General features: G+C 55.3%; 26 protein-coding genes and 1 pseudogene. 16 read left to right on the forward strand and 11 right to left on the reverse strand.

What is annotated here, in order from left to right:
• Positions 1 to 42: 42 nt before the first annotated feature.
• Genes HUW52_RS30320 through HUW52_RS11795 form a run of 3 tightly spaced genes read right to left on the reverse strand, consistent with a single transcriptional unit; the run spans position 43 to position 2,734 of the window.
• Positions 43 to 828, reverse strand: coding sequence for a hypothetical protein (locus HUW52_RS30320; protein ID WP_256668188.1), 786 nt, complete (start codon positions 826 to 828; stop codon positions 43 to 45).
• Positions 789 to 1,754, reverse strand: a complete 966-nt coding sequence (locus HUW52_RS30325) for a hypothetical protein (RefSeq protein ID WP_256668189.1) — start codon at positions 1,752 to 1,754, stop codon at positions 789 to 791. The genes HUW52_RS30320 and HUW52_RS30325 overlap by 40 nt, the downstream gene beginning before the upstream one ends.
• Positions 1,755 to 1,783: 29 nt before the next feature.
• Positions 1,784 to 2,734, reverse strand: a complete 951-nt coding sequence (locus tag HUW52_RS11795; RefSeq protein WP_256668190.1) for an abortive infection family protein — start codon at positions 2,732 to 2,734, stop codon at positions 1,784 to 1,786.
• A 370-nt stretch (positions 2,735 to 3,104) separates the two neighbouring features.
• On the opposite strand from HUW52_RS11795, the gene HUW52_RS11800 reads away from it, so the two are divergent.
• From HUW52_RS11800 to HUW52_RS11810, 3 genes are all read left to right on the forward strand, one after another.
• On the forward strand, positions 3,105 to 3,419 hold the full coding sequence (locus HUW52_RS11800) for a DHCW motif cupin fold protein (RefSeq protein ID WP_256668514.1): 315 nt from the start codon (positions 3,105 to 3,107) through the stop codon (positions 3,417 to 3,419).
• Between the two features lie 214 nt (positions 3,420 to 3,633).
• Positions 3,634 to 4,116 (forward strand): hypothetical protein, encoded by a 483-nt coding sequence (locus HUW52_RS11805; RefSeq protein WP_175553717.1) that lies wholly within the window; start codon positions 3,634 to 3,636, stop codon positions 4,114 to 4,116.
• Between the two features lie 180 nt (positions 4,117 to 4,296).
• Positions 4,297 to 4,614: a hypothetical protein gene (locus HUW52_RS11810; protein ID WP_175553718.1), complete on the forward strand. Its 318-nt coding sequence runs from the start codon at positions 4,297 to 4,299 to the stop codon at positions 4,612 to 4,614.
• 326 nt (positions 4,615 to 4,940) lie between these two features.
• Here the strand turns inward: HUW52_RS11810 and HUW52_RS11815 are convergent, their stop codons facing one another.
• Positions 4,941 to 5,309 (reverse strand): hypothetical protein, encoded by a 369-nt coding sequence (locus HUW52_RS11815; RefSeq protein WP_095135724.1) that lies wholly within the window; start codon positions 5,307 to 5,309, stop codon positions 4,941 to 4,943.
• A 188-nt stretch (positions 5,310 to 5,497) separates the two neighbouring features.
• Positions 5,498 to 5,716 carry a hypothetical protein gene (locus HUW52_RS11820; RefSeq protein WP_175553719.1) on the reverse strand — a complete coding sequence of 73 codons (219 nt, stop codon included), beginning with the start codon at positions 5,714 to 5,716 and terminating at the stop codon, positions 5,498 to 5,500.
• A gap of 828 nt (positions 5,717 to 6,544) precedes the next feature.
• On the opposite strand from HUW52_RS11820, the gene HUW52_RS11825 reads away from it, so the two are divergent.
• Entirely contained in the window at positions 6,545 to 6,907 is a 363-nt protein-coding gene (locus HUW52_RS11825) for a DUF6124 family protein (RefSeq protein WP_175553720.1), read from the forward strand.
• An 86-nt stretch (positions 6,908 to 6,993) separates the two neighbouring features.
• Here HUW52_RS11825 and HUW52_RS11830 read toward each other — a convergent pair whose 3' ends face one another.
• From HUW52_RS11830 to HUW52_RS11840, 3 genes are all read right to left on the reverse strand, one after another.
• Positions 6,994 to 8,409, reverse strand: coding sequence for an amino acid permease (locus HUW52_RS11830; RefSeq protein ID WP_175553721.1), 1,416 nt, complete (start codon positions 8,407 to 8,409; stop codon positions 6,994 to 6,996).
• 127 nt (positions 8,410 to 8,536) lie between these two features.
• Positions 8,537 to 9,589: an ornithine cyclodeaminase gene (locus tag HUW52_RS11835; RefSeq protein ID WP_175553722.1), complete on the reverse strand. Its 1,053-nt coding sequence runs from the start codon at positions 9,587 to 9,589 to the stop codon at positions 8,537 to 8,539.
• A 50-nt stretch (positions 9,590 to 9,639) separates the two neighbouring features.
• Positions 9,640 to 10,674 (reverse strand): histone deacetylase family protein, encoded by a 1,035-nt coding sequence (locus HUW52_RS11840; RefSeq protein WP_175553723.1) that lies wholly within the window; start codon positions 10,672 to 10,674, stop codon positions 9,640 to 9,642.
• A gap of 119 nt (positions 10,675 to 10,793) precedes the next feature.
• Here HUW52_RS11840 and HUW52_RS11845 point away from each other — a divergent pair, with 119 nt between their 5' ends.
• The 5 genes and pseudogenes from HUW52_RS11845 (at position 10,794) to HUW52_RS11860 (ending at position 14,951) form a co-directional block, all read left to right on the forward strand.
• Positions 10,794 to 11,294: an Lrp/AsnC family transcriptional regulator gene (locus tag HUW52_RS11845; protein WP_016987646.1), complete on the forward strand. Its 501-nt coding sequence runs from the start codon at positions 10,794 to 10,796 to the stop codon at positions 11,292 to 11,294.
• Between the two features lie 412 nt (positions 11,295 to 11,706).
• Positions 11,707 to 12,783, forward strand: a pseudogene (locus tag HUW52_RS30750) (methyl-accepting chemotaxis protein); the annotation flags it as partial.
• 78 nt (positions 12,784 to 12,861) lie between these two features.
• Complete coding sequence (locus HUW52_RS30755; RefSeq protein WP_371857719.1) at positions 12,862 to 13,641, forward strand: methyl-accepting chemotaxis protein; 780 nt, start codon at positions 12,862 to 12,864, stop codon at positions 13,639 to 13,641.
• 141 nt (positions 13,642 to 13,782) lie between these two features.
• Entirely contained in the window at positions 13,783 to 14,562 is a 780-nt protein-coding gene (locus HUW52_RS11855; RefSeq protein ID WP_175555672.1) for an EAL domain-containing protein, read from the forward strand.
• Between the two features lie 176 nt (positions 14,563 to 14,738).
• The gene (locus tag HUW52_RS11860; protein WP_175553725.1) at positions 14,739 to 14,951 is read left to right on the forward strand and encodes a hypothetical protein; all 213 of its coding nucleotides are present in this window, start codon (positions 14,739 to 14,741) and stop codon (positions 14,949 to 14,951) included.
• A gap of 3 nt (positions 14,952 to 14,954) precedes the next feature.
• Here HUW52_RS11860 and HUW52_RS11865 read toward each other — a convergent pair whose 3' ends face one another.
• Complete coding sequence (locus HUW52_RS11865; RefSeq protein ID WP_175555673.1) at positions 14,955 to 15,725, reverse strand: transporter substrate-binding domain-containing protein; 771 nt, start codon at positions 15,723 to 15,725, stop codon at positions 14,955 to 14,957.
• A 192-nt stretch (positions 15,726 to 15,917) separates the two neighbouring features.
• On the opposite strand from HUW52_RS11865, the gene HUW52_RS11870 reads away from it, so the two are divergent.
• Positions 15,918 to 16,520, forward strand: coding sequence for a hypothetical protein (locus tag HUW52_RS11870; protein WP_016984582.1), 603 nt, complete (start codon positions 15,918 to 15,920; stop codon positions 16,518 to 16,520).
• Positions 16,521 to 16,605: 85 nt separating this feature from the next.
• Here the strand turns inward: HUW52_RS11870 and HUW52_RS11875 are convergent, their stop codons facing one another.
• Entirely contained in the window at positions 16,606 to 17,076 is a 471-nt protein-coding gene (locus tag HUW52_RS11875; RefSeq protein WP_016984581.1) for a hypothetical protein, read from the reverse strand.
• Positions 17,077 to 17,241: 165 nt separating this feature from the next.
• Between HUW52_RS11875 and HUW52_RS11880 the strand changes: the two genes are divergently transcribed.
• The 4 genes from HUW52_RS11880 (at position 17,242) to HUW52_RS11895 (ending at position 19,795) form a co-directional block, all read left to right on the forward strand.
• Positions 17,242 to 17,907 carry a ribonuclease T2 gene (locus HUW52_RS11880; RefSeq protein ID WP_175553726.1) on the forward strand — a complete coding sequence of 222 codons (666 nt, stop codon included), beginning with the start codon at positions 17,242 to 17,244 and terminating at the stop codon, positions 17,905 to 17,907.
• 135 nt (positions 17,908 to 18,042) lie between these two features.
• Positions 18,043 to 18,540 carry a PAAR domain-containing protein gene (locus HUW52_RS11885; protein WP_038362545.1) on the forward strand — a complete coding sequence of 166 codons (498 nt, stop codon included), beginning with the start codon at positions 18,043 to 18,045 and terminating at the stop codon, positions 18,538 to 18,540.
• 3 nt (positions 18,541 to 18,543) lie between these two features.
• Positions 18,544 to 19,278: an alpha/beta hydrolase gene (locus tag HUW52_RS11890; RefSeq protein ID WP_175553727.1), complete on the forward strand. Its 735-nt coding sequence runs from the start codon at positions 18,544 to 18,546 to the stop codon at positions 19,276 to 19,278.
• Positions 19,271 to 19,795: a hypothetical protein gene (locus tag HUW52_RS11895; RefSeq protein WP_175553728.1), complete on the forward strand. Its 525-nt coding sequence runs from the start codon at positions 19,271 to 19,273 to the stop codon at positions 19,793 to 19,795. Before HUW52_RS11890 ends, HUW52_RS11895 begins: the two co-directional genes overlap by 8 nt.
• 16 nt (positions 19,796 to 19,811) lie before the next feature.
• On the opposite strand, the gene HUW52_RS11900 is transcribed toward HUW52_RS11895, so the two are convergent.
• Positions 19,812 to 20,669, reverse strand: coding sequence for a LysR substrate-binding domain-containing protein (locus tag HUW52_RS11900; protein WP_175553729.1), 858 nt, complete (start codon positions 20,667 to 20,669; stop codon positions 19,812 to 19,814).
• A gap of 109 nt (positions 20,670 to 20,778) precedes the next feature.
• Here HUW52_RS11900 and HUW52_RS11905 point away from each other — a divergent pair, with 109 nt between their 5' ends.
• Both HUW52_RS11905 and HUW52_RS11910 read left to right on the forward strand, forming a co-directional pair.
• Positions 20,779 to 21,483: a haloacid dehalogenase type II gene (locus HUW52_RS11905; protein WP_175553730.1), complete on the forward strand. Its 705-nt coding sequence runs from the start codon at positions 20,779 to 20,781 to the stop codon at positions 21,481 to 21,483.
• A 15-nt stretch (positions 21,484 to 21,498) separates the two neighbouring features.
• Positions 21,499 to 22,272 (forward strand): aldolase, encoded by a 774-nt coding sequence (locus HUW52_RS11910; RefSeq protein WP_175553731.1) that lies wholly within the window; start codon positions 21,499 to 21,501, stop codon positions 22,270 to 22,272.
• The last annotated feature ends 141 nt before the right edge of the window (positions 22,273 to 22,413 follow it).

The following is a 22,413-nucleotide window of genomic DNA, read 5'->3' on the forward strand; positions in this document are numbered from 1 at the left end:
CGACTAACGCTCCGATACTGCCCCTTTGAGGCCATCCATCGCTCATTCGTCGATATCAATCTCAAGCGCTTTCATCACTGCGGCAAGAGCATGATCACAACCTTCGGCTAGGTGAAAAAAGTGCGAACGGAAATTCCCATGAGTGGTACGGGCTTCCCGAATAGCGACAGCTTTTTTTTCGTTAGTCGCATGTCCCCGGATTTCATTACGAAGCTCATGGAGTTTTCTCATCGGCGCCAAGATTTGCTTAGCTTCCTCCGCGGTGATTGAGTTTCCCACGAGAATTTCATACAACAACTTGAGCGAGCGCCAGTTCGGCTCCAGATCGCGTCCTTTTTCCTCAGCCATCTTACGCAGTGGCTTGTCGAGAAAGCCTTCTACCAGACATTGATCGAGAGCCATGACTTCATCTCCCCATTCCTTAGGCGAGTCTGTGGCTGGAGCAAGCACGCTATCGATCAGCTCCTCACCGCGAGGGTTCCACCAGGCAGGCTTTCTCTTGTCGAGCGTTCGGATCTTGCGCTTCAGCGCATCCAATGGTTGATATTCGGTGTACCAATCGCCTTCGATGTCCGTTCGATGCGCGCGCTCGGAGATTGGGGCCTTAGGCCATTCGTTGAATGCCTTCCAGTAGAGTTGTTCGTCATAGGGCAGATTTGATAGGTCCCAGATGTACGCATGAACTTGGCCGGCCTCATTGATATCGTAAGATTTAAGGTACCAAGCTCCTCTGCACGAGATGCTCCGGTCCTCCAGCGTGTACTTCTCAGGATCCCCCTTGAAACGATTTAGAACCTCTGGCCTGAAAAAACGGGAGATATCTGCCATGGAAGATCGCTATCTTCAAAATAGCTGACGATGTGCTCGGGGCTGCAAGAAGTCTCTACCTGGCGGTCATTCTTACGGTCATAGATTTTGAAGACCGCGTACTCACGATCTGGATCACCGTCGAAGTCTTTGCGCCACGCCTCTTCTTGTTCTTCAACGGTGGTATTAGGCCTTACCACCATTGCTCCATGCGTGAAGCTCGCCTTACTGGTTGATCCACCATGATAGAAAAGATCTAACTCGTCTCGGTTATATCGGCTGGCTCCATCCCAACTGTTGAAGCTACCGGCCACATAGCGAGTGAAATCAAATTTCATTACCAGCGCCATGTCCGCTAGGGCCATGTAGTTGTCCAGGTCCTTACGAAGGATCGTAACCATTTCCCGCCCCTCTATTTGGTCGGGAATTTGGAGCCTCAGTATTCTGATAACGTCCTCGATATCGCCATTATCATTCAGGCGACAATATGCCTTTCGCTCATCCACATAGTGAATGTCTAGGCAATGCACGAGTTTTTGGCTAATTTCGATCGGCGTAGACCCGGTATGAACACCCTCAAGGCGTCGCCGAATGACCAGAGGTTCCCCACCTGCTAAAGCAGACCCGCTGTCCTCTGGAAATGGTGCCTCAATGTAGACACGATGTCCCTCACTGGAACACCAAGACTTCTCGATGCGCCAAGTAGTATCGGTAAACAGTGAGAGGTTTTGAAGCGCTTCACCATCGGGTGGAGTGACATTATCGGTTGGAGCGAGTGCCCCTACGATTAGAAGGAAAGGCGCGCTAGCGTAAATCACAATCTCGTCTGATTCCGAGTTTGCTTTCATGTACTGAATAGCCAGCTCGGCTTCTTTATACCAAGGATCATCCTGGTCCTCTGGAGCCGTCGCCAACGCAATCAAAGGTCTGGTATCGAAACGACGCATTTCCACTCCCGCAAGCCTAATCGAAGAATTCAGGGGTTGGCCCGGTAAGCCTGATCGTGCAAAAAGATGATCGCAGAGGCCGTCATATTGAGGGTGTACTTAGCAACATGCTCTAGTACTACCTTCTGCATCTCACCGGCACCATGCGAGGTGCTCAGTTTGTTGCGAAGCGTGCCGACAGTCATCAGTGGCTGCTCCCAGAATGTATCCATCTCTGTTTTCTGCATGATGGTCCGAATGAGCTTGGAGGTTGTGTCTCCTTGGGTATACCCAAAGCCTTTCTGCCCACAGATTACCTTCATGACGCTTTCGTAGCTGCTGTTGCACTTGGTGACGCAGTCGCCGAATTTTCCATGCCGAAAGTCTTCCAGAGCTGACATGAACTCGGAGTTCGCATTCAGGAATGCAGGCTGACGCAATAACTTCAGAGCAGGCTCGATAGCCGTCTCGTGGATCGCTTGACTTTCCTTTGGGATGACCTTCGCCTGCTCACGGATTCTGGTGAATTGAGTAAGGGCGCCTCGGTACATTTCCTCCGTCGTTTCCCATACCGGTTTGGTGACGAAGTAGGGAAGATCATCTACATTTAAAAACTCGTTCAAACGATCAATCACGGGTTCATGTTGACCGCCTATGTAACGCCATCCTTCGTGATGTACTAGGTATTCAATAGCATCAAGGAAGTGCGGGTCGCTGCAGTCATGCAGAAACTCGAAAGCATCATCAGCATAGGAAATATTTTTCTTCCCTGAGAGGTTTTGGTGCCCGAGTAGGTAGGAAAGCCGGTCGTGAAGAAACTCTAGGGATTCGACCATGCCCGGGCCAACATCCCGAATGAGCATGAATGTCCTCTGCCGAAACTGCTGAGTGAGCTGCTTTCTAGGCTTATTCTGATTTTCTCTACGTCGTGAGAAAACGTTGAAGATATTTCCTATCACTACGACACCTTTGAGCCTTTTAAAGAATTGCATCATAGTCATGAGGGTGTCGCATAGCCATCATCTGAACGTGGCCGCCAATCGCTAGTTGAGTGCTTTACCCTCAGTAAAACAAAATGATCTTTTGTTGGTCTCTTGACGTCGCCTCATCGTCGTTGAGTCTTTTTCATCCATTTGGGTGGTGAGTCGGAAGCGTCTGCTTTTGGCCGACAGCCGCCGTTCGGGAGCGACAGGTATCGGCCGAAGCGGCCAGTCAGGGGGGGGGGCGGACGCGGACGTCAATCGATGGGAGAGCAACAACTTGCTTCGAGCATTGATGAAATCAACCGGATCTGTATCTATTGGCTTCCTTGTTACCTCGGTACGATTCAACCCCGCCCTCGTCCGAGATAATCCCATGTAGCTCACCGACATCCCATTTGGGACCACCAATTGGTCGAAAATAGAAGCGACTGCCCATCCTGGCGAAACCGGCACGGCACACTGGCGCACTTGCCAATTCGGTAATGCAAGAGTTCGAATGGTTGAATACAGCCCTGGCTATCTTGCCGATCATAGGTGCCGCAAGGGGCATATTCTGCTCTGCCTGGATGGTCGACTGGAGACCGAACTTGATGATGGTCGTACCTTCACCTTGACAGCCGGGATGAGCTACCAAGTGGCTGACAACGCGGAGGCTCACCGGTCTTCAACCGCTATTGGCGCCAAGTTGTTCGTCGTGGATTGAGACTTGAGTAGGAAGAGTTGCTTCTGGCCGACTTTTGCCTTCAGTAACAGGCAAAAAGCGGCTATTCCCGGCTGCTCGCGAAGATAGAATAGCGGTTGCCGGTTATTTCTGTGATTAGCTGATGCTCTGTCCGATCGATATGAGGCATAACTCGTAGTCGGTGCCTTATGAAGGTCCACTCTTAAAAATTCAAACACCCAGCGTTGGAATGAGAATGTCTGATAAAACTATCTATGCCAAAGAATTCGCGATCTGTGTATCGATGTCAGATTTAGTAACCTGGGAAGGTGATCAGACGTCTCCCAGCGTCTACCTGCAGGTGGTATTTTCGACCCTTGAAATTCCCGTCAATATTCTCGAACTCCACGCGTTGTATTTCGCCCACCTTTACAACGGCTACGGCGACGTGCATGTGTATCATGCTCGAAATAATGGAGGCAGTATTTTCGCAATCGACTTGTATCGAGAGCTTACGGACCAGCTAGATTTGACAGGTCTATTTCTACGTATTGAAAGCCCCAAATTTGATCAGGCACTCGCCCATCTCCGGTCGTTCTATGACAGCGCGAGGTGCCAAGTAGCATTTGAGCAGGCAGGCTACTCCAAGCGACTTCGTGAAACGCTTGATGAAAGCAGATACCCTAGATTGGTCGAAGAAGAGCACGCCTTCATACAGCAGCATTTCACTCATCGGTGACGCTAGCCGATAGCTGCAACTACTGACCGTCCGCTTCCGGCCGTAATCAGACAGTAAGCAACCTATTGCTAATGCTTATTGCCCGGTTCAGACCTTTCTCGATCACAATAAAACGGAAAAAAAAGGCATTGGTTGATTATGGGCGCTAAAATCCAGAATATTTACTAAAAGAAAATGTAAATGAAGAAGCTGAGTAATGATTTCAGTGGAGCACTCCGAACGTTTGCGTACTATATGGCAAGTGGAACCCACTACATGCTTGAAAACGTGGAGTACATCGATATTTATGGTTCTGAGCCGAGTGCAATTGAGATGGTCTTCGCGATATTCGCGAACGTCATAGAGATGGACGGTGAAGGTAACGTGCTCAATTTTACCTATGCCCAAAGGAGAGCGACTGACTACTTAAGGTCATACTGCGACCCATCTTTCAAAGTAACGCCGCCTCTTGAAGACTGGGAAACTGAGCTATATGGGCCGCCCTCACTCGGACGCTAAGAAATTGCTTTAGCTCGCAGACACGGGGACCGGAAAGGGGCGAAATATCGAGCCGAATGGCAGCTTGTGGCCGAGGCTGTGTAAAAACGTTTTTCAGCGCGACAGGCACTCAAAACCGGACTGGAAATCGCGCTTCTACGCAAAAACCACATCTGCTGACGTGCCGATAAATTTCAGATTTAACGTAAACGCGCACACCTCAATTTTGGCGAAGCGTTTTTACACACTCTGGGCCGAAAGCAGCTTTCCGCGAACGTCTGCTTTTGGCCGGTAGCGTTCGCTTGTGAGCGTCCGCTAATGGCCGATTGACGCCTGTCAGAAGCTTCCTAAAGTTGATCTGTCTCAAGCGCCAGTACCCAGCGGTTGAACGGCGCTGAGCCCGCCAAACCCAGCACGTCAAAGAACACCCATTTCCGAGTCTTTACCGAAAAAGACTGAACGGCTTGTCCGGGGGTAACCCTCTGTGCATTGCTGGTCGATATGACCTCACCAGACGCGCTTCCAATGTAAGGCGAGTTTCTGGGGTCAAGCATACCGACTTGCAACGTCCCGCAAGCGTCCGGAAGGTTCAAAGATAATGTTTCACCCGTTTCCAGGCGGCCCACGAACGTTCCATCAAACAAAATTGCCAGCGGGATAGCGTGGCCATAGGCGCTGTCAAACATTCCTTTCTTGCGCTGAATGGTGATGTCCATGTGCTTTCCTTAAGGTGCTCACTACACAGAGTGTAGTCGCACGCTTACGACGCACTGCGAGCGCGCGCACCGAGGTCTAACGCGCTCTAATTTGGCAGGCAGGTGGAATGACCGCTTCTGGCCGAAAGCTGACGACCACGACTGATCGCATTTGGTCGAATAGAACGACCGCTGCCTGCTAGGCATTCCTAGGACTGCCGTATACGCATAATTGCATCTTTAATCGCTTTTGCATTTGTGTCTAAGGTTTCCATAGCCATCACAGCGTTATCTGCAACTACCTGCACGCCATTAGCCGAAAGCCACACGGTGACCTCCTCTATTGCAGCCGCCAACGCATGCTGGTTGTGCAGTAGCAATGTCAAAGCATCTGCCGTTGCGATATTGGAGGCTGAGTGATCTGACATGAAAATCGTCCTTGAGCGATGGGTTTGAAAAGCCTAGTACATGCTGCGGAGTTGCATTGGCTTAAACACTTGTGCAACAGACATCTTTAGCGCACCACACAATGGTGGGACAGCTCATGTCAGATCTCACGGGACAACGTCAAGAGAGCGTTCATTGCACCAGTATTTCTATCCCCGTTTTTGACAGTATCAGTAGTGCCCAGATCGTAGCCGAAAACGCTTGCTTTAAAATTGCTACAAAGAAGGGAATAAATCGCGGAGTCTTCGAGAAGGGTACCTGGCTGGTACGATGCTGGTACAGGGCTTTTTAAAGCGGTCTTTTAGCCTTTATTAAATGGGGCAGGGACCGACGATGTGTCCGATCCATCATCGGAGCGACGCACAGTGCTTCAAGAAGAACGATTTGCTCTCTGCGCTGGTGACAATATTTGGATCGTTTAGCGTGCTCGTAGAGCCCTTTAAACAGAAAAAGCCGCGTCTGTTTAAATGAAGTCTCTTGCTGCAGCCCTAAGCCTACACAACCTTGCGCCTCCCCCTACACCTAAGACAGAATCCCCCGGCTTGTGCCTCTAGCCCGCAGGTTCTATCGTCCCCACATCACTGAAAACCAGTGATCGGGTTTGGTAGCCCGCTTCGTGTCTAGATGCATCGCATCACCAATTTCAGTCGCTTCCCCAGGACTCGGATTTCATGGTGGTCATGCGTGGGGCCCATTCGTGGGCGCCGGGTTCTAGTGCGACCGGTCTACCAACCCGCGTATGGCCGCCACCCATCGTTTGGTAGCGTGGGTGATGGCTCCTTTTAGTAATCGCGCTAGAGGTTCCATCTATGTTCAAAGTAACGCCCAACCCACCAGAAACCGATCCCGCATCCCCCTACGAATCCCTCAACTCCAAAAAACTCCACGAAGCCGCCGAGCGCGCGCTCGATCACTATCTCCTTCCCGCCGGCCACATCATGTCCAGCGTCAACGAGCCCGAGCGCATGTACCTCGCCAACCCCAAGTACGACTCGGAATCCCTGCTGGCCAACGCCAGTGAAACGCTGAGTTCCGCCTCGGAAATGCTCAACAACTTCGCCGCGACGCTTGAACCCTCGCACCGCAAAACCGCGCTGGGCATTGCGCAGGTGGTGATGTTGGGCGAGTTGGCGGTGAATCAGGCGTTGGATAACGTTGAGGTGAAGGCGTAAATCCTGTCCCGCCATGGGCAGGTGAAATGCTCTTTCGCTGATAACAAAAAGCCGTCACTTCCAGGTGACGGCTTTCTCTCGCAGATCTATCCAAACTGCCCCGCCGATTCAACCGCAGATTTCGGCTTCCTCAACCGCGTCAACTGGTAAGCAATCGCCAACCAGACAAACCACCCCGGCATGACCATCAGCGCAATCCGCGTATCAGGCCGCAACGCCAGCAACCCCAGCACAAACCCCAAAAACGCCAACGAAAACCAAGCCATCGGCACGCCGCCGGGCATCTTGTAAGCCGACTTCGCATGCAGATCTGGACGTTTTTTCCGGTAGGCGATGTAAGACGCAAGGATGGTCGACCAGGTGAAGATCACCAGAATCGCCGACACGGTGGAGACGATGGTGAATGCGGTCATGACTTCCGGCACGATGAACAGCACCAGTACGCCGACCAGCATCAACAGCGTGGTAAACGCCAGACTCAGCAGCGGCACGCTGTTGCTAGACAGTCGGCGGAATAGGCCGGGCGCGTTGTCTTGGTTGGCCAGCCCGAACAGCATGCGGCTTGAGGAGAACACGCCGCTGTTGGCCGAGGAGGCCGCCGAGGTCAGGACCACGAAGTTGACGATACCGGCCGCTGCGGGAAATCCGGCGACGAGGAACAGTTCGACGAAGGGGCTTTTGACCGGGGAGACTTGCTGCCACGAGGTCACGGCGATAATGCAGGTCAGTGCCAGCACGTAGAACAGGATGATCCGCAGCGGAATCGAGTTGATTGCTTTGGGCAAGGTCTTCTCCGGCGAGCGGGTTTCGGCGGCGGCGGTGCCGATCAGCTCGGTGCCGGCGAAGGAGAAGATCGCCATCTGAAATCCGGCGAAGAAGCCGAACAAGCCGTTGGGGAACGCCGCCTGTTTGTCCACCAGGTGACTCAGGGACGCGGTGACGCCGCTGGGCGAGACGAAGGAGCTGGCGATCAGTACGGTGCTGACGCCGATCAGGGTCACGACGGCAATGATCTTGATGATCGCGAACCAGAATTCCACCTCACCGAACAGCCTGACGGTCTGCACGTTTAGCGCGAACAGGGTTGCCAGCATGCCGACGGCGGGTATCCACGCCGGGACGTCGGGGAACCAGTACTGGAAGAATCCGCCGACCACGACGGCATCGCCGATCACCGCGACGCTCCAGCTCAGCCAGTACGACCAGCCGAGAAAGAACGCTGCGCGTGGGCCGAGGTAGGCACCGGCGAAGTCGGCAAAAGTTTTGAAGTTGAGGTTTGACAGGAGCATTTCGCCCATGGCGCGCATGACGAAAAACACGAACAGACCGATGATCATGTAGATGAGGATGATCGACGTCCCGGAGAGGGCGATGATCTTCCCGGAACCCATGAACAGGCCGGTACCGATGGCACCGCCCATGGCCATTAACTGGATGTGACGATTGCTGAGCGTGCGCTGCAGCGCGGGCTGTTCAGGCAGCCCGGAAGGGGTCGATTTCATTGCAAAACCTCTTGATTTTATGTTTTTGAGTTTTGGCAGAAAGTGGGTGTTGAGCGTTCTTGTTAGAGGTGCAGCGGCTGATCACAAGGTGAATCGCCCCCTGTGGCTTGGGGGCGGCGGTTAGCGATCAACTGACGGTACGCAGACGCGAGGCTTTGGCCGGTTGCGGATCCAGCAGTTGGAAGAGGTTTTTGATGTTGGCCGGCGTCGGTACCAGGTGGATGCGCTGGCCGATTTGCTGTGCCTGAGCCAGGTCATTCAGGTAGCGCAGAGAGGAAAAGTCTTCCAGGGCAAAACCCACCGAATCGAACACCGTCACCTGCGCATCGTTTTCGCGCCCGGCGACTTCGCCCTGCACAATGCGGAAAAATTCGATCACCGGGGAATCGGCGTCCAGTTGCTGAATGTCGCCTTCAATGCGCGTTTGCGGCTCGAACTCGACGATGACCCGGGCGTTGCGCAGGATGTCGGCGTGCAGTTCGGTTTTACCCGGGCAGTCACCGCCGACCGCGTTGATGTGCATGCCGGGCTCGATCATCTCAGGGGTCAGAATGGTTGCGTAGGCTTTATCGGCGGTGACCGTGGTGACGATATCCGCGCCCTTGACCGCGTCCTTCACCGAGGTGGCCAGAATCACTTCGATGTCCGGGAACGCCGCGAGGTTGTGCTTCAACTTGAGAGACGCGTCGCGATCGATATCGAAGATACGGATTTCGTTGATGCCCAACATCTCATGAAAGGCCAGTGCCTGAAACTCACTCTGCGCACCGTTGCCAATCAGGGCCATTGAGGTCGCACCCGGACGAGCCAGCGATTGCGCGACCAGCGCGGAGGTTGCGGCGGTGCGCACGGCGGTGGTCAAAGTCAGTTCGCTGAGCAACGTCGGATAGCCACTCTGCACATCGGCCAGAAGCCCGAAGGCCATGACCGTCAGCAAGTTCTGCTGGCCGTTGTTCGGGTGGCCATTCACGTATTTGAATGAGTACTGCTGGCCGTCGTCGGTGGGCATCAACTCGATCACGCCGTCTGCCGAGTGATTGGCCGTGCGCGGCGATTTACCAAACTGCGCCCATCGTGCGTAATCCGCTTCGATGTAGCCGGCCATTTCGCGGATGGCGCGGCGGATGCCGACTTGGGTGAACAGGCGTGCAGCATCATCGACATCTATAAAAAGCGTCATGTTTTTATTCTCCGATCCAGTCATTGAAAGGTTGTAGAGCGGCGGGCGGCTCAGCTGCGTTTGCTCTCGAAGCCGTGCAGCACGTTGACGGCATTGATGCCGATTTCATCGACCATGTAGCCGCCCTCCATGACGAACAGGGTCGGGCAGCCGACGCTGGCGATCAGTTCACCGATGCCAATGAAGTCCTCGCTTTCCAGCAGAAAGTGGCTGATGGGGTCGTCCTTGAACGTGTCGACACCCAGGGAAATCACCAGCACTTCAGGGGCGAACTGCTGAAGCTTTTTGCAGGCGTGGAGCAGGGCGTTGCGATAGCTCTCCCATGTGGTGTTTTTCGGCAGGGGATAGTTGAGGTTGTAACCCTCGCCGACACCCGCGCCGACTTCGTGGCTGTACCCCGAGAAGTACGGATAGGACACCGCCGGTTCGCCGTGCAACGAGACGAACATGACGTCGCTGCGCTGATAAAAAATGTTCTGCGTGCCGTTGCCGTGATGGAAGTCGACGTCGAGCACCGCGACACGTTTGGCGCCTTGGGTGATGGCTTGTTGCGCGGCAATCGCGGCGTTGTTGAGGTAGCAATAACCGCCCATGTATTCGCGCGCGGCGTGGTGGCCGGGCGGACGGCACAGGGCGAAGGCACTGTCGTGGCCTTCATCGATCAGGGCCAGGCCGGTGAGGGCAATATCGGCGCTGGTTTTTACCGCTTGCCAGGTCGTCGCGGTGATCGGTGAGCCGGCGTCCATCGCATAGAAACCGAGCTTGCCGTCGATGAAGGTCGGCACCTCTTCGCCGGCCAGATCGCGCACCGGCCATACCAGCGGCAAGGCATCGTGAGTGCGACCGGTTGCGCGCCATTCGCTCCAGGCATTTTCCAGAAAACTGACGTAGCGCTCGCTGTGCGCGTTGACGTAGCACGAGCGATCAAACGCGCGCGGTTCGACGATCTGCCCGAGGCCGACCTGTTTGACGCGGTTATGCACGGTGTCGGCGCGACTCGGTTGCTCGAACGAAGGTTTGAGCACGCCGTCTTTCAATTCGGTGCCGTGGTGCAAACGGTGGGAATCACTGAAAACTGTAAACATTCTGCGCATCCGTTATTGTTGGCCAGTGCAAATATTCTGTTCCGGCTTGGCTGCGCTTTCTTTGCTTTGTTTTCGTGGTTTGGTCGATTATTCGGGCGTTTTTACTCAGGAATGGCGGCATGCAGAAAAAAATATCCAAACGCATCAGCCTCGACGAGACCGACCTGGCAATTCTTGAGTTATTGCAGGAAGACGCCAGCATTTCCAACGCTGAACTTAGCGAGCGGCTGTCGCTGAGCCTTACGCCGTGCTGGCGGCGGCGCAAGCGCATGGAGGAGGCGGGGGTCATCAAGGGCTATCAGGCCAACCTTGATCGGCGAATGCTCGGGCTGGATATCATGGCGTTCGTGCACATTCGTTTTTCCACCCACGCCGACCACGCACCGGACGCTTTCGAGGCGGTGATTGCGCAATTGCCGCAGGTGGTGGCCTGCCACAAGATCACCGGCGATGCCGATTATGTGTTGCAGGTGTTGGCGGAGGATCTTGATAGCTACAGCGATTTCATCGAGCAGGTGCTCAGGCGTCAGGTGGGGATTGCTTCCATTCAGTCCAGCCTGGCGTTGCGCGAGGTCAAGACTGGGAGCCGGATTGCGATTCCCAAGCCAGCAAGGGACTGAGTCGGCAGGCGCCTGATTCAGCATTTTCAGCCTGGTTTTTCGCCAGTAGCGATGTGCCATAAATCATGATGGCAATGCGTCATCACGCCGCTCAAAAAGTTCAACGATTGTACAAAAATATAAAGTTGTACAAGTTTTCGCAAAATTACTAGCATCCCTCCAGACACCTTTGCTGAAACGATAAATCCAGTGTGCAGACGCCCTGTCTGCGACGTGATGGGTTTGTCTGCCGGTGCTCGCGTCGGGTGTTTCTCGACGCTTCAACAGCATCTGCATTTGCATTTCCGGGACAGTTGGAGCGTCCCGTATTACGCCTTGGATGACGACCCCCGAATGTCTGGACGGTGACTGTGGTTACCAGAGATCAATTTTTTGTGCCTGGCGTTTCGCGTCAGGGCGTTTGAGGCTGAATATGGCAGTAGCATCGAATTTCCTGGGTGACATCAAAGTTTCCCGCAAGCTGGGAACCGGCTTCGGCATTCTTCTGCTGGCCGTTTTGGCGGTTGCCTTCATTGGCTATAACAGCAACAGCGTGCTGGTTGATCGCTTGAGTACGACGCGTCTGATCGGCACGTTGAATGACGCGACGCAAGATATGCGTCTGTCTGAGAAACAGTACGAAGCCGCGGCTGACGCAGCGTTCGCCGAGTCCTATAACGCGCAGTTGAATGTCTTGCAGGGCCTTGTGAGCAAGGCGCTGGACACGTTGACGCGCGCTGAAAACCAGCAAGCCTTGAAGGCGTTGCAAACCACGATTGTCACCTACGACCAGAAGGTCAAGCGGCTGATCGCTGCTGATCAGTCGACCACCGATGCCCTGAAACCGCTGACTGCGCTGTCGGACAAGTACGCGCAAACTTTTGCCGGCATGCTTGAAGCCTCCACGACCAATGCGCTGGCGTCTGCCGACGGCGAACGCGTTCGGGATCTGCGCACGGTGGCCGACTTGCGCAATGGCATGACCACGTTTCGCCTGATGTTGCGTCGTTACATTGCGGTGCCTAACGACGCGAACAAAAAACTGATGATGGAAACCATCGATACCTTCTTGAGTGATATCACCAAGGCGCGTAGCAACTTGCCGGCGACCCTGTCGAGTCAACTGGAAGATGCGCATGCCGGGATGCGTCGTTATCGCGAAGTATTGGTGGAAGTGGCCGGGCTGTTTGAGCAGAAACAGAACATGCGCGACCAGGTCGACCAGGAAAGCAAGGCGATGGACAAGATCATGAATGGCCTGATGGACACCCAGCAGCGCCTTGCGCGTGAGGATCAGCATTCAGCCTTTGTTCAGATCGCCGTATTGACCGTGTTGGCGCTGGTGATCGGGCTGTTTGCTTCGGTGGTCATCTCGCGCCAGATCACTGCACCGCTGGCTCTGACGGTTGAACTGGCTCGACGGATTGCCAAGGGCGATCTGACGGTACAGGCCAAATCAAACCGCAAAGACGAGTTGGGCGATCTGCAAAATGCGATGCAGGACATGGCGCAAAACCTGAACACACTGGTGCAAGGTATCGGCAATGGCGTGACGCATATTTCCACTTCTGCGGAAAAGCTCTCGGCCATGAGCGAGCAGACCAGCGCTGGCGTGCGTCAGCAAAAAAGCGAAGTGGATCAAGTCGCCACGGCGATGCACGAAATGGCTTCGACGGTGCAGGAAGTTGCGCGTAACACGACCGATGCGTCCGCCGCCGCCACCCTGGCCGATCAACAGGCGCGCCACGGCAGTACGGTGGTGAAGCAGGCGACGTTGCAGATCAGCGAGCTCGCGGTGGCCATTGAAGAGTTGGGCGGCGCGATGAACGTGCTGTCTCAGGACAGTGAGCAGATCGGCAAAGTGATCGATGTCATCAAAGCCGTCGCCGAGCAGACCAATCTGCTCGCGTTGAACGCCGCAATCGAAGCCGCGCGGGCGGGAGAACAGGGGCGTGGGTTCGCCGTGGTGGCAGACGAAGTGCGCTCGCTGGCGCAGCGGACACAGGACTCGACCAAGGAAATCGAAGCGCTGATCGTCACCCTGCAACAAGGCGCGCAAGCGGCCTCGACACTGATGGCCTCCAGCCGCGAGCGCACCCTCGATACGGTGGTATTGGCGCAGAAGGCCGAGTTGGCGATTACCGAGATCAATCAGTCCATCGGCACGATCCAGGAAATGAGCCTGCAAATCTCGGCCGCTGCCGAGCAGCAAAGTGCCGTGGCCGACGAAATCAATCGCAGCATCGTCAGCGTACGGGATGTGGCTGACCAGTCGGCGGTTGCCAGTGAGGAGAGTGCGGCTGCGACGGTCGAGTTGGCGTCACTGGGGCAGGACCTGCAGCGAATGACCGCGCATTTCCGCACCTGATCATTTGTATGTAGAGCACGCGGCGCCTTCGAATATTCAGGCGCCGTCGGGCTGCAGTTGTCGCCTGGTTTGCAGATGAGTCAGTCCTGCGGCTGTTTATTAACCGCCATGGAAGGTTACAACCCGTTATCAGAGGGTGTCATGACCGACTTTCCAAAATCATTCACGTCTGCCGGAGGCTGCCAGGGCTGTAAGAGCAACGGCATGCCGGACATGGATTTTGCCTTCGCCTTTCAGCCCATTGTGGATCTGCGCGATCAAACGACGTTTGCTCATGAAGCGTTGGTTCGAGGCGTAAAGGGTGAGGGCGCCTTATCTGTCCTGGAGCAGGTGGACGATCAAAACCGTTATCGATTCGACCAACTGTGTCGCGTGCGGGCTATTTCCACGGCGGCTGAGTTAGGGATGACGCAGTACCTGTCGATCAACTTTCTGCCGAATGCCGTTTACCGTCCAGAGATGTGTATTCGCAGCACGCTGGAAGCGGCACGCACTTACGGCTTTCCGCTGGAGCGGCTGATCTTCGAAGCGGTGGAAGGCGAGCACGTTGAAAGCAACAAGCATTTGATGGCGATCTTGCGTGAGTATCGTGATTTTGGGTTCAAGACGGCGATCGACGATTTTGGTGCAGGCTATTCCGGCCTTAACTTATTGGCGGATTTTCAACCGGACTTGATCAAGCTGGATATGGCGCTGATCCGAAATATTCACCGTGATCGGGTGCGCCAGATCATCGTGCGTAACGTGGTGAACATGTGTAGAGAGTTGGGCGTGGAGGTGATCGCCGAGGGCATAGAAGATGCCGAGGAACGAGATTTTCTCGCCGATTGCGGTATTTACTTGATGCAGGGTTACTGGTTCGCCAGGCCTGCCTTCAAATCATTGGCGCAGATCCCGACGAGTGCGTGGCTGAAGAGCTGATCGCTTTCAGCTCGCACTGATCCGCTCGATAACTTGGCTCAGTGCCGGACGTTTGTTGAGCCATTCAGCGTTGGTAATCTCCCTGGCGATGAGCAAAGTTTCATCTTGCCGGGTGCGGCGCAGGCCTAGGATGTTCAGACAAGATCGTCGCTGTTCATCCCGAGGGGAATCGTGCCATGCGCCTTTATGTCGTCAAAGTGCTGTTGATCGCTGCAGCGGTATCGGTGTTGAGTGCCTGTTCCGGCGCGGGTGGTTTGACCACCACCAGTTGTTTCTCCAGCGACTGTCAGTCGCCGGAGGGGCGCAACGCCAATACGTTGAAGTTCGGCGGCAGCAGTATCGGCAGCAGCCTCAATCAGTACAGCTCCGGCATGCTGCATGACGATTAAGGATTACTTCGCGGCGGGTACGGCAATCCATTCGCTCAGGGTTTTCTGATAGTTGCCGGTGACTTTGCTCAAGTGCAGCCACTGATCTACGTACAGTTTCCAGCTGATGTCATCGCGCGGCAGCAGATAAGCCTTCTCGCCATATTGCATGTACTGATGCGGATTCACCGCGCACAAGCCCGGTTTGAGTTTCTGCTGATACAGCGCTTCCGAGGCGTCGGTGATCATCACGTCGGCCTTGTTGTCGAGCAGTTGCTGGAAGATCGTCACGTTGTCGTGCAGGGCCAGTTGCGCCTTGGGCAGGAAGGCGTGGACGAAGGCTTCGTTGGTACCGCCGGCGGGTTCGACCAGGCGTACGTTGGGCTGGTTGATCTGTTCGACCGTCTGGTACTTGCTGACGTCGGCGCAGCGCACCAGCGGGATCTTGCCGTCGGTGTCGAGGGTGTTGCTGAAGTAGGCTTTTTTCTGCCGTTCCAGGGTCACCGAGATACCGCCCATACCGATGTCGCACTTGCCGGCCTGCATGTCCGGCATCAGGGTTTTCCAGGTGGTTTGCACCCATTGCACTTTGACCCCGAGGCTGTCGGCCAGCAAGCGGGCCATGGCGATGTCGATGCCTTCGAAGTCGCCGTCGGGGCGTTTGAAGGTGTAGGGCTTGTAGTCGCCGGTGGTGCACACGCGCAGTTCGCCCTGTTGTTGGATGGTGTCGAGGTGTGAAGGGTTTTGTTCGGCGTGGGCAGCGCAGGACAGGGCGAAACCAGCACCCAGCACCATGATTTTTCTTATTGATGATTGCATGTCGTTTTCTTCAAGCTGATTGCAGGAGCAACCGATTTTAGTAGCACGAGCGCACGGTGCAATGAGCAGTTGGTACGCTGATCGGATCAGCGTGGGTTGATGGCGATTTAAGCGTGACTTGGTTACTCTTCATTTTTTCTGCCCAAAAGGGCTAAGGACGGCGTGAGTATGAAGAGTCGGCTACGGTCGTGGCTGCATCAAGCCATTGCAGTTGTTTGTTGCGGCTGTGCAGACCGGGTGTCCGCCAAAACGGACTATTACTATCGATTTGAGACGGCAAAAGGTTGGTCGAATTTTTTCAAAACTGGTTTTACGATAACCGAGCGAAAAGGTAATGCCGGAGATCTCAGAAACTCTCCCGAATACGCCAAGAATCTGAAGAACACCGGAAACGATCGGGCGTTTTATTTCTACGATACGTACGAAAACGCCCTGCTCCAGTTGAAGCAAAGATTACCGCTTGGCAGTACCGCGTATAACCGCGTTCATGATGAGTTTCAATTGGCCTTTCTCAGTCGAATCAAAAAATGTACGCCAGCACTAAAATGGCGAAAGTCCCACGTCGATCGTTCCGACGAACGGCGGGGAGCCAAATACATTCTTCCCTCCTTGAAATGTTTTGAGATCCCCGCTTCACATATTGAAATTTACCTGGACGGTCAGTGGTGGCCGAAGAATGGGGATGCTGAACACGTGATTTTGAATGCATATGAGAACATTCAATCTATGCCATATGAGGAGTTTTGCTCCCGATTACGTCCGCTGTCTTAATTCTGACCTGAGTGCTATTAGGGTCATGCATCAATATGTATGAGCCCGGTCACGTGTTTCACCAGCGCGGGGACGCCAATTTCGCTTACAGCCCCAACCCTTCTTGCACCGCCAACAACAGATTATTTTCCGTCAGCGCGATGGCATCCAACTGCTGGCCTGTTTCAATCGACTGCACCCACCAATGGCTTTCACCGTGCTCATCCACGGTGCGCAGCAGATAGGTGTCCGTGGCTGACGGGATGATCTGCACCCGCCCGGCGCCATCCTCGGTAAACCGCGCAATGGGATCAAATGTCAGGCTTTGATGATTGGCTTCGATCACCAGTTGGTCGATGGCGTAATCGTGGGATTCACCATCGGGTGAGGTTTCACAAACGTGGGTCGGATTGCGCCGAATCTTCAACCCAACCTCGGTGACCGGCTGCAGCCACGCCTCGATGCGGTGGTACAAGTCGTACACCTGCGCCGGCCAGCAATCGATCTCCAGCGCGGCATCCGCGTGGGTGTGCCGGGTTTGCTTGAGTTTGGCGGCGAGTTCGTCTGCTTTACTCATTTCGGATCCCTTGGTTTGATGTCTGCCTGTTAATCGTAGACCTTTCAACGGGGTACGGCGTTGCCTTGCGTCATGCGCTTGCAACACAAGCATGGCGAAATCAGTGCTGGCCAAGACTGGTCAGGATCGAAAACCACGGACGCAGGCGTCCCAAGGAGCGGGTAGATGAAAAAGCTGTTTACAATTTTGGCAGTGATTGCGCTGACGGCCGGTAGCATCGGTTTGAGTTCGGCGCGGCAATCACAGTCGAGCAAGGCCCAAGCGGAGTCGGTGGCGGGGGTGTTCGATTACTACCTGCTGGCGTTGTCCTGGTCGCCGACCTTCTGTTTGACGCACAAAGATGACGCGCAGTGCACGGGCAAGGGCTACGGCTTCGTGCTGCACGGTTTGTGGCCGCAATACGCCAAGGGCGGCTGGCCTGAATCCTGCCCGCCGCTGACTGCGCTGAACGCGTCGCAAACCACCCAGGGCCTGACGCTGTTCCCGACCAAAAAACTGCTCGACCACGAATGGTCCAAACACGGCACCTGCAGCGGCCTCGGCGCGATGGGCTATCTGGACGAAGCGGACAAAGCCGTCGCGGCGGTGAAAATCCCCGATGAGCTGCAACCGTTCAGCACCTCGTATTACTTCGAAGCCCAGGAAATCGCCGACCTGTTCCGCAAGGCCAACCCGGGCATTCCGGCGGATGGAATCGCCGTCATTTGCAGTGGCCCGGAGTTGTCGGAAGTACGCGTGTGCATGGGCAAGGATCTGCAGTTCGGCGCCTGTGGCAAGGGTGTGAAAACCCAGTGCCGGGCGGGGGATATTCGGGTGCCGCCGTCGCGCTAACCTGAGCGGTTTCCACGTATCAAAAAGGCGCCCGATCGGGCGCCTTTTTTGGTCTGGAGGTTTGAAGTACCCGGCGAACTCCCGCATGCTTGCACTCCCGAAAGGATGACCAAGTTACATTGCAAGGAGCTGTTCATGAGCGGAAAACCCGCCGCCCGCGTCACCGATCCAACCGCCTGTCCATTGCCGGGACATGGCACCAATCCCATAGCCAGTGGCTCGCCGAATGTCAATTTCGACGGTCTGGCGGCTGCGCGAATGACTGACAAATCCGCCTGCGGCAGCCCGATTACCGGTGCTGTTGCGTCGACGGTGTTCATCAATGGCTTGAACGCCGCCACGTTGGACAGCACCGGTGGTCACGGCAATGTCGTCATCGGCGGTTCAGGCACGGTGATCATCGGTGATACGGTGACAGCCGCGCCATTCAGTGGCCTGTTACCGATGCCGGTGCATTTCACTGACAGGTTGAAACTGGTCAATGATGTGACTGGTGAGCCCATGCCTGATCATCCTTACGTTATTCAGCGCGCTGACGGGCGTCTGGAACATGGGGTGTCTGACGCGAACGGATTTACTCACCAAGTCAGCTCGCACCTGCCGGAAACCATCAAGTTGTTTTTGGAGGAGTAAGGGATGACTGCTGAAACGGTAACGTGCGCGAAGGGCAACAATTACAAGCTGCACAAGGAGCATGCGCTGACGGACAAGAAGGATGTCAGTGACAAGCCGGTACCGGTGGAGAGTACCAAGGCGATTGTTTTATTTATTGGTGGGGCTGGCGACAAAGAGAGATATTACTTTTCCGGACCGTATAAAAATATCCGAGAGGCATGGGTGACATTTGATGATCGCACTCGTAGGTTGCAAGAGCAGGGTAGATACAAGTCAGATTGGTTGGGCTACAACGAGGTCAGAGGAAAACAGGATATTCAGCGTCATGTCTTGAGCCTTATTCCTTACAAGAGTTGTCCTGTTTATATCGTCGGACATAGCCTCGGTGGATGGAATGGCGCTCATCTGACAAAAATCATGTCGGAATGGGGCTACCGAGTTCAGATGCTGATCACTCTTGATCCGGTAGGAGAGGGGGCTTTGGTTTGGCTCGGGTCGGATATTTATCGCGAGCGACCTGCGCCAATCACCAATGACTGGATAAATATCAAGGCTGCACCCACCCAGAGAGACCCGTCAGATGGGGTGGCTGACTTTGGCGAGAAATGGCTTGTTTCATGCGGTCCCTCGGTGAATGTCAGTGTCGATACGAACCATGCCAACGCATTCGGGCTATTCAATGCGCCCATAGCAGGCAGGAAATCGGCGAGCGACTTCTTGTTCGAATCCATCATGAAGGAGTTTTCGGGTGAGTAAGTTCTTACTTTGCGTATTTCTATGTATTTGTTCCGGTTGTGCTAAAGACCATATAAAACCTCCTGCGAACTTGATATTCCGTTCTATTGAGAGGGATGATAGTTCGCTTCTGTATGTCATTCGGTATCAGTCGGATGTCGATGTCCTTAATCTTTTTGATCGAGGAGAAAGGGTGGGGATGGCTTCAGGCATGCTCGAGTGCGCTTTGTCGGATGACCAAGATTTTTCTATTAAGAAATTTATGCGATTTACTGCATTTGGTGTAATACAACCCGAAAAAGACGTCAGCAGTAAAATGGGGTTCTCCTACTTGACCCGTACATTCATGAGTGAACTTTCAAACGGTGGCGGTTCGCGGCGAGACTTGTCAGTGGCAGAACTGAACCAACTCCTCTCCAACAAACAACAGATCCCCTGCAAAGTCGTCGTCACCGCCTACGGCTACAAGCCCTACTACTCAAACACCATGAACATTCCCGTCGCGGACCTCCTACGGGAAATCAACAAACCCCAATGATAAAAACGGGAGGATTTCAGGCGAATCCCCCCGCATCCACCCCCAACTCCCCACGTAAAAACTCCACCAGACCGCGCTGTAACCCGCTCAACACACCCTCACGACTAACCAATGCCAATTCCGTCGGCGCCAGTTCCGGCAGATCCGTACACACCTGATGCTCAGGCAATACCGCCGACACCGGCAGCACCGACACCCCCAATCCCGAAGCCACCGCTGCTTGAATGCCGGTCAGGCTGTGGCTGCCAAACGCGACCCGCCAGGGGCGCTGGGCAACATCGAGCAAACGAATGGCGCGCTGCCGATACAGGCAGCCTTGCGGAAACAACGCCAACGGCAACACGCCGATCGACGAATCAAACTCCGCACCTTTGACCCACACCAGCCGCTCCGGCCAGGTCGCCCACGCCGGGCCGCTGTCGGGTTCGCGTTTGATCAGGGCGATGTCGATGTCGCCGGCATCGAGGCGCTGGCGCAGATCAAGGCTCATGCCGCTGAGGGTTTCCAGCCGCGCTTGCGGATGGCTGCGGGTGAAGCCTGCAAGGATCAGCGCCATGCGCCGCGCGTCGAAGTCTTCCGGCATGCCGATACGGAGGATTTCCAGGTCGAGGTCACTGGCCAGCGCTTCAGTGGCTTCAGCGGACAGCGCCAGCAAACGGCGGGCATAGTGGATCAGCAGTTCGCCGTGCTCGGTGACGGCGACATTCAGTCCGGTACGGTCGCGCAGCAGCAGGGCGTGGCCAACGAGGTCTTCGAGTTTGCGCACCTGCTGGCTGACCGTCGACTGGGTCCGGTGTACGCGCTCGGCGGCGCGGGTGAAGCTGCCTTCGTCGACCACGCAGACAAAGGTTTTCAGCAGTTCCAGATCCAGCATGGCGGTGCTCTCGATAGTGGTTTTTCAACTGACGATTGGCTATTTATTTAATTTCACACTATCACCGTGCGCTCATAAGCTGAAGTCCTCACCACGGAGGATTCGACCAATGACACTCATCAACACACCGCGCCCGCAATGGCTGACCTTCGATTGCTACGGCACGTTGATTCAATGGGACGAAGGCCTCAAAGCCGTCGTTGGGGAAATCCTCAGCGAGAAGGGCGAGCATCAGGTCGACGTCGGGCACCTGATCGAAGTCTATGATCGCCATGAACATCGCCTCGAACAAACGCCGCCGCACCGTTCGTTCCGCGAGCTAAGTACCCTCGGCCTGCAATTGGCCCTGGAAGAATTGGGCCTGCCCAGCCTGCCCGAAGACAACCAGCGTCTGGCCGCTGCGATCCCGAAAATGCCGCCGTTTGCCGAGGTGATCGAGACCCTGCGTGAATTGAAAACCATGGGTTTCAAACTGTGCATCGTCTCCAACACCGACGACGACATCATCGCCGGCAACGTCGCGCAACTCGGTGGTTACATCGACCGGGTGATCACCGCGCAACAGGCCGGCGCCTATAAACCGGCGCCACGGCTGTTCGACTACGCTCATGAGCAGTTGGGCGTCAGCCGCGATGAAGTCGTGCACATCTGTGCCAGTCCCATGCTTGACCACACGGCGGCGCGGGACATGGGTTTTCGCTGTGTGTGGATCGATCGCGGCACCGGTCGCCAGTTGCTGGCGGACTATCGCCCCGACGCGATCCTCAACCGCCTTGATCAAGTGTTGCCGCTGTTCAAATCCCTCGGTTGGTAATCACGGAGAATCGTCATGGCTCACACCCTGACCGCCAGTGCACGGGCCTCACGCCTGACAGCGCTGAACCTCGACACGGAAGCGATCATCACCGCGCGCACTGAGCTGGCGGCGTGCTTTCAACTGGCCGCGCTGCATGGCCTGGAGGAGGGCATCTGCAATCATTTTTCGGCGATGCTGCCGGGGCACGACGATCTGTTTCTGGTCAATCCCTACGGTGATGCGTTTGCCGAAGTGACTGCGCAGAATCTGCTGGTCTGCGACTTCGACGGCAATGTGGTTGAAGGCGAAGGCCAGCCGGAAGCCACGGCGTTTTACATTCATGCGCGTCTGCACAAGCAACTGCCGCGAGTGAAAGTCGCCTTCCACACCCACATGCCCCACGCCACGGCGCTGTGCCTGCTGCAAGGGCCGCCGCTGTTGTGGCTGGGGCAGACCGCGCTGAAGTTCTATGGGCGCACGGCGGTAGACGAGGATTACAACGGTCTGGCGCTGGACGCGTCCGAAGGCGACCGTATCGCCAGTGTCATGGGCGATGCCGACATTCTGTTTCTGAAAAACCACGGCGTGATCGTTGCCGCGCCGACCATCGCCGAAGCCTGGGACGACCTCTATTACCTGGAGCGCGCCGCGCAGGTGCAATTGCTGGCGATGGCCACGCAACGGCAATTGAAGCCTGTGCCTCATGCCATTGCGCAACGAGCCTATGAGCAGATGCGCGAAGGTGATCCGCAAAGTGCGCGCGCGCATCTGCACAGTGCGATGCGGCGCCTGGCCCTTCACAACTGACTAACCCGAAAGAGGCAATCGAAAATAAATCTGCGAACAGCGATCATCCAAACTCGTTGCGCGCCGATATACCTGGGCGGGACCGGGGTGTTTGCCCCGTAGATTCCAGTGGGCTACGCTCACAAACATAAGGGTTTTCCC

The sequence above is a fragment of the Pseudomonas sp. 43A genome (assembly GCF_013363935.1).
Lineage (GTDB): Bacteria > Pseudomonadota > Gammaproteobacteria > Pseudomonadales > Pseudomonadaceae > Aquipseudomonas > Aquipseudomonas crudilactis.

Coding starts and splice junctions, on each gene's coding strand:
- HUW52_RS30320 (WP_256668188.1), bottom strand. CDS start 828: ATGGCAGATATCTCCCGTTTTTTCAGGCCAGAGGTTCTAAATCGTTTC.
- HUW52_RS30325 (WP_256668189.1), bottom strand. CDS start 1,754: ATGCGTCGTTTCGATACCAGACCTTTGATTGCGTTGGCGACGGCTCCA.
- HUW52_RS11795 (WP_256668190.1), bottom strand. CDS start 2,734: ATGACTATGATGCAATTCTTTAAAAGGCTCAAAGGTGTCGTAGTGATA.
- HUW52_RS11805 (WP_175553717.1), top strand. CDS start 3,634: ATGTCTGATAAAACTATCTATGCCAAAGAATTCGCGATCTGTGTATCG.
- HUW52_RS11810 (WP_175553718.1), top strand. CDS start 4,297: ATGAAGAAGCTGAGTAATGATTTCAGTGGAGCACTCCGAACGTTTGCG.
- HUW52_RS11815 (WP_095135724.1), bottom strand. CDS start 5,309: ATGGACATCACCATTCAGCGCAAGAAAGGAATGTTTGACAGCGCCTAT.
- HUW52_RS11820 (WP_175553719.1), bottom strand. CDS start 5,716: ATGTCAGATCACTCAGCCTCCAATATCGCAACGGCAGATGCTTTGACA.
- HUW52_RS11825 (WP_175553720.1), top strand. CDS start 6,545: ATGTTCAAAGTAACGCCCAACCCACCAGAAACCGATCCCGCATCCCCC.
- HUW52_RS11830 (WP_175553721.1), bottom strand. CDS start 8,409: ATGAAATCGACCCCTTCCGGGCTGCCTGAACAGCCCGCGCTGCAGCGC.
- HUW52_RS11835 (WP_175553722.1), bottom strand. CDS start 9,589: ATGACGCTTTTTATAGATGTCGATGATGCTGCACGCCTGTTCACCCAA.
- HUW52_RS11840 (WP_175553723.1), bottom strand. CDS start 10,674: ATGTTTACAGTTTTCAGTGATTCCCACCGTTTGCACCACGGCACCGAA.
- HUW52_RS11845 (WP_016987646.1), top strand. CDS start 10,794: ATGCAGAAAAAAATATCCAAACGCATCAGCCTCGACGAGACCGACCTG.
- HUW52_RS30755 (WP_371857719.1), top strand. CDS start 12,862: ATGAGCGAGCAGACCAGCGCTGGCGTGCGTCAGCAAAAAAGCGAAGTG.
- HUW52_RS11855 (WP_175555672.1), top strand. CDS start 13,783: ATGACCGACTTTCCAAAATCATTCACGTCTGCCGGAGGCTGCCAGGGC.
- HUW52_RS11860 (WP_175553725.1), top strand. CDS start 14,739: ATGCGCCTTTATGTCGTCAAAGTGCTGTTGATCGCTGCAGCGGTATCG.
- HUW52_RS11865 (WP_175555673.1), bottom strand. CDS start 15,725: ATGGTGCTGGGTGCTGGTTTCGCCCTGTCCTGCGCTGCCCACGCCGAA.
- HUW52_RS11870 (WP_016984582.1), top strand. CDS start 15,918: ATGAAGAGTCGGCTACGGTCGTGGCTGCATCAAGCCATTGCAGTTGTT.
- HUW52_RS11875 (WP_016984581.1), bottom strand. CDS start 17,076: ATGAGTAAAGCAGACGAACTCGCCGCCAAACTCAAGCAAACCCGGCAC.
- HUW52_RS11880 (WP_175553726.1), top strand. CDS start 17,242: ATGAAAAAGCTGTTTACAATTTTGGCAGTGATTGCGCTGACGGCCGGT.
- HUW52_RS11885 (WP_038362545.1), top strand. CDS start 18,043: ATGAGCGGAAAACCCGCCGCCCGCGTCACCGATCCAACCGCCTGTCCA.
- HUW52_RS11890 (WP_175553727.1), top strand. CDS start 18,544: ATGACTGCTGAAACGGTAACGTGCGCGAAGGGCAACAATTACAAGCTG.
- HUW52_RS11900 (WP_175553729.1), bottom strand. CDS start 20,669: ATGCTGGATCTGGAACTGCTGAAAACCTTTGTCTGCGTGGTCGACGAA.
- HUW52_RS11905 (WP_175553730.1), top strand. CDS start 20,779: ATGACACTCATCAACACACCGCGCCCGCAATGGCTGACCTTCGATTGC.
- HUW52_RS11910 (WP_175553731.1), top strand. CDS start 21,499: ATGGCTCACACCCTGACCGCCAGTGCACGGGCCTCACGCCTGACAGCG.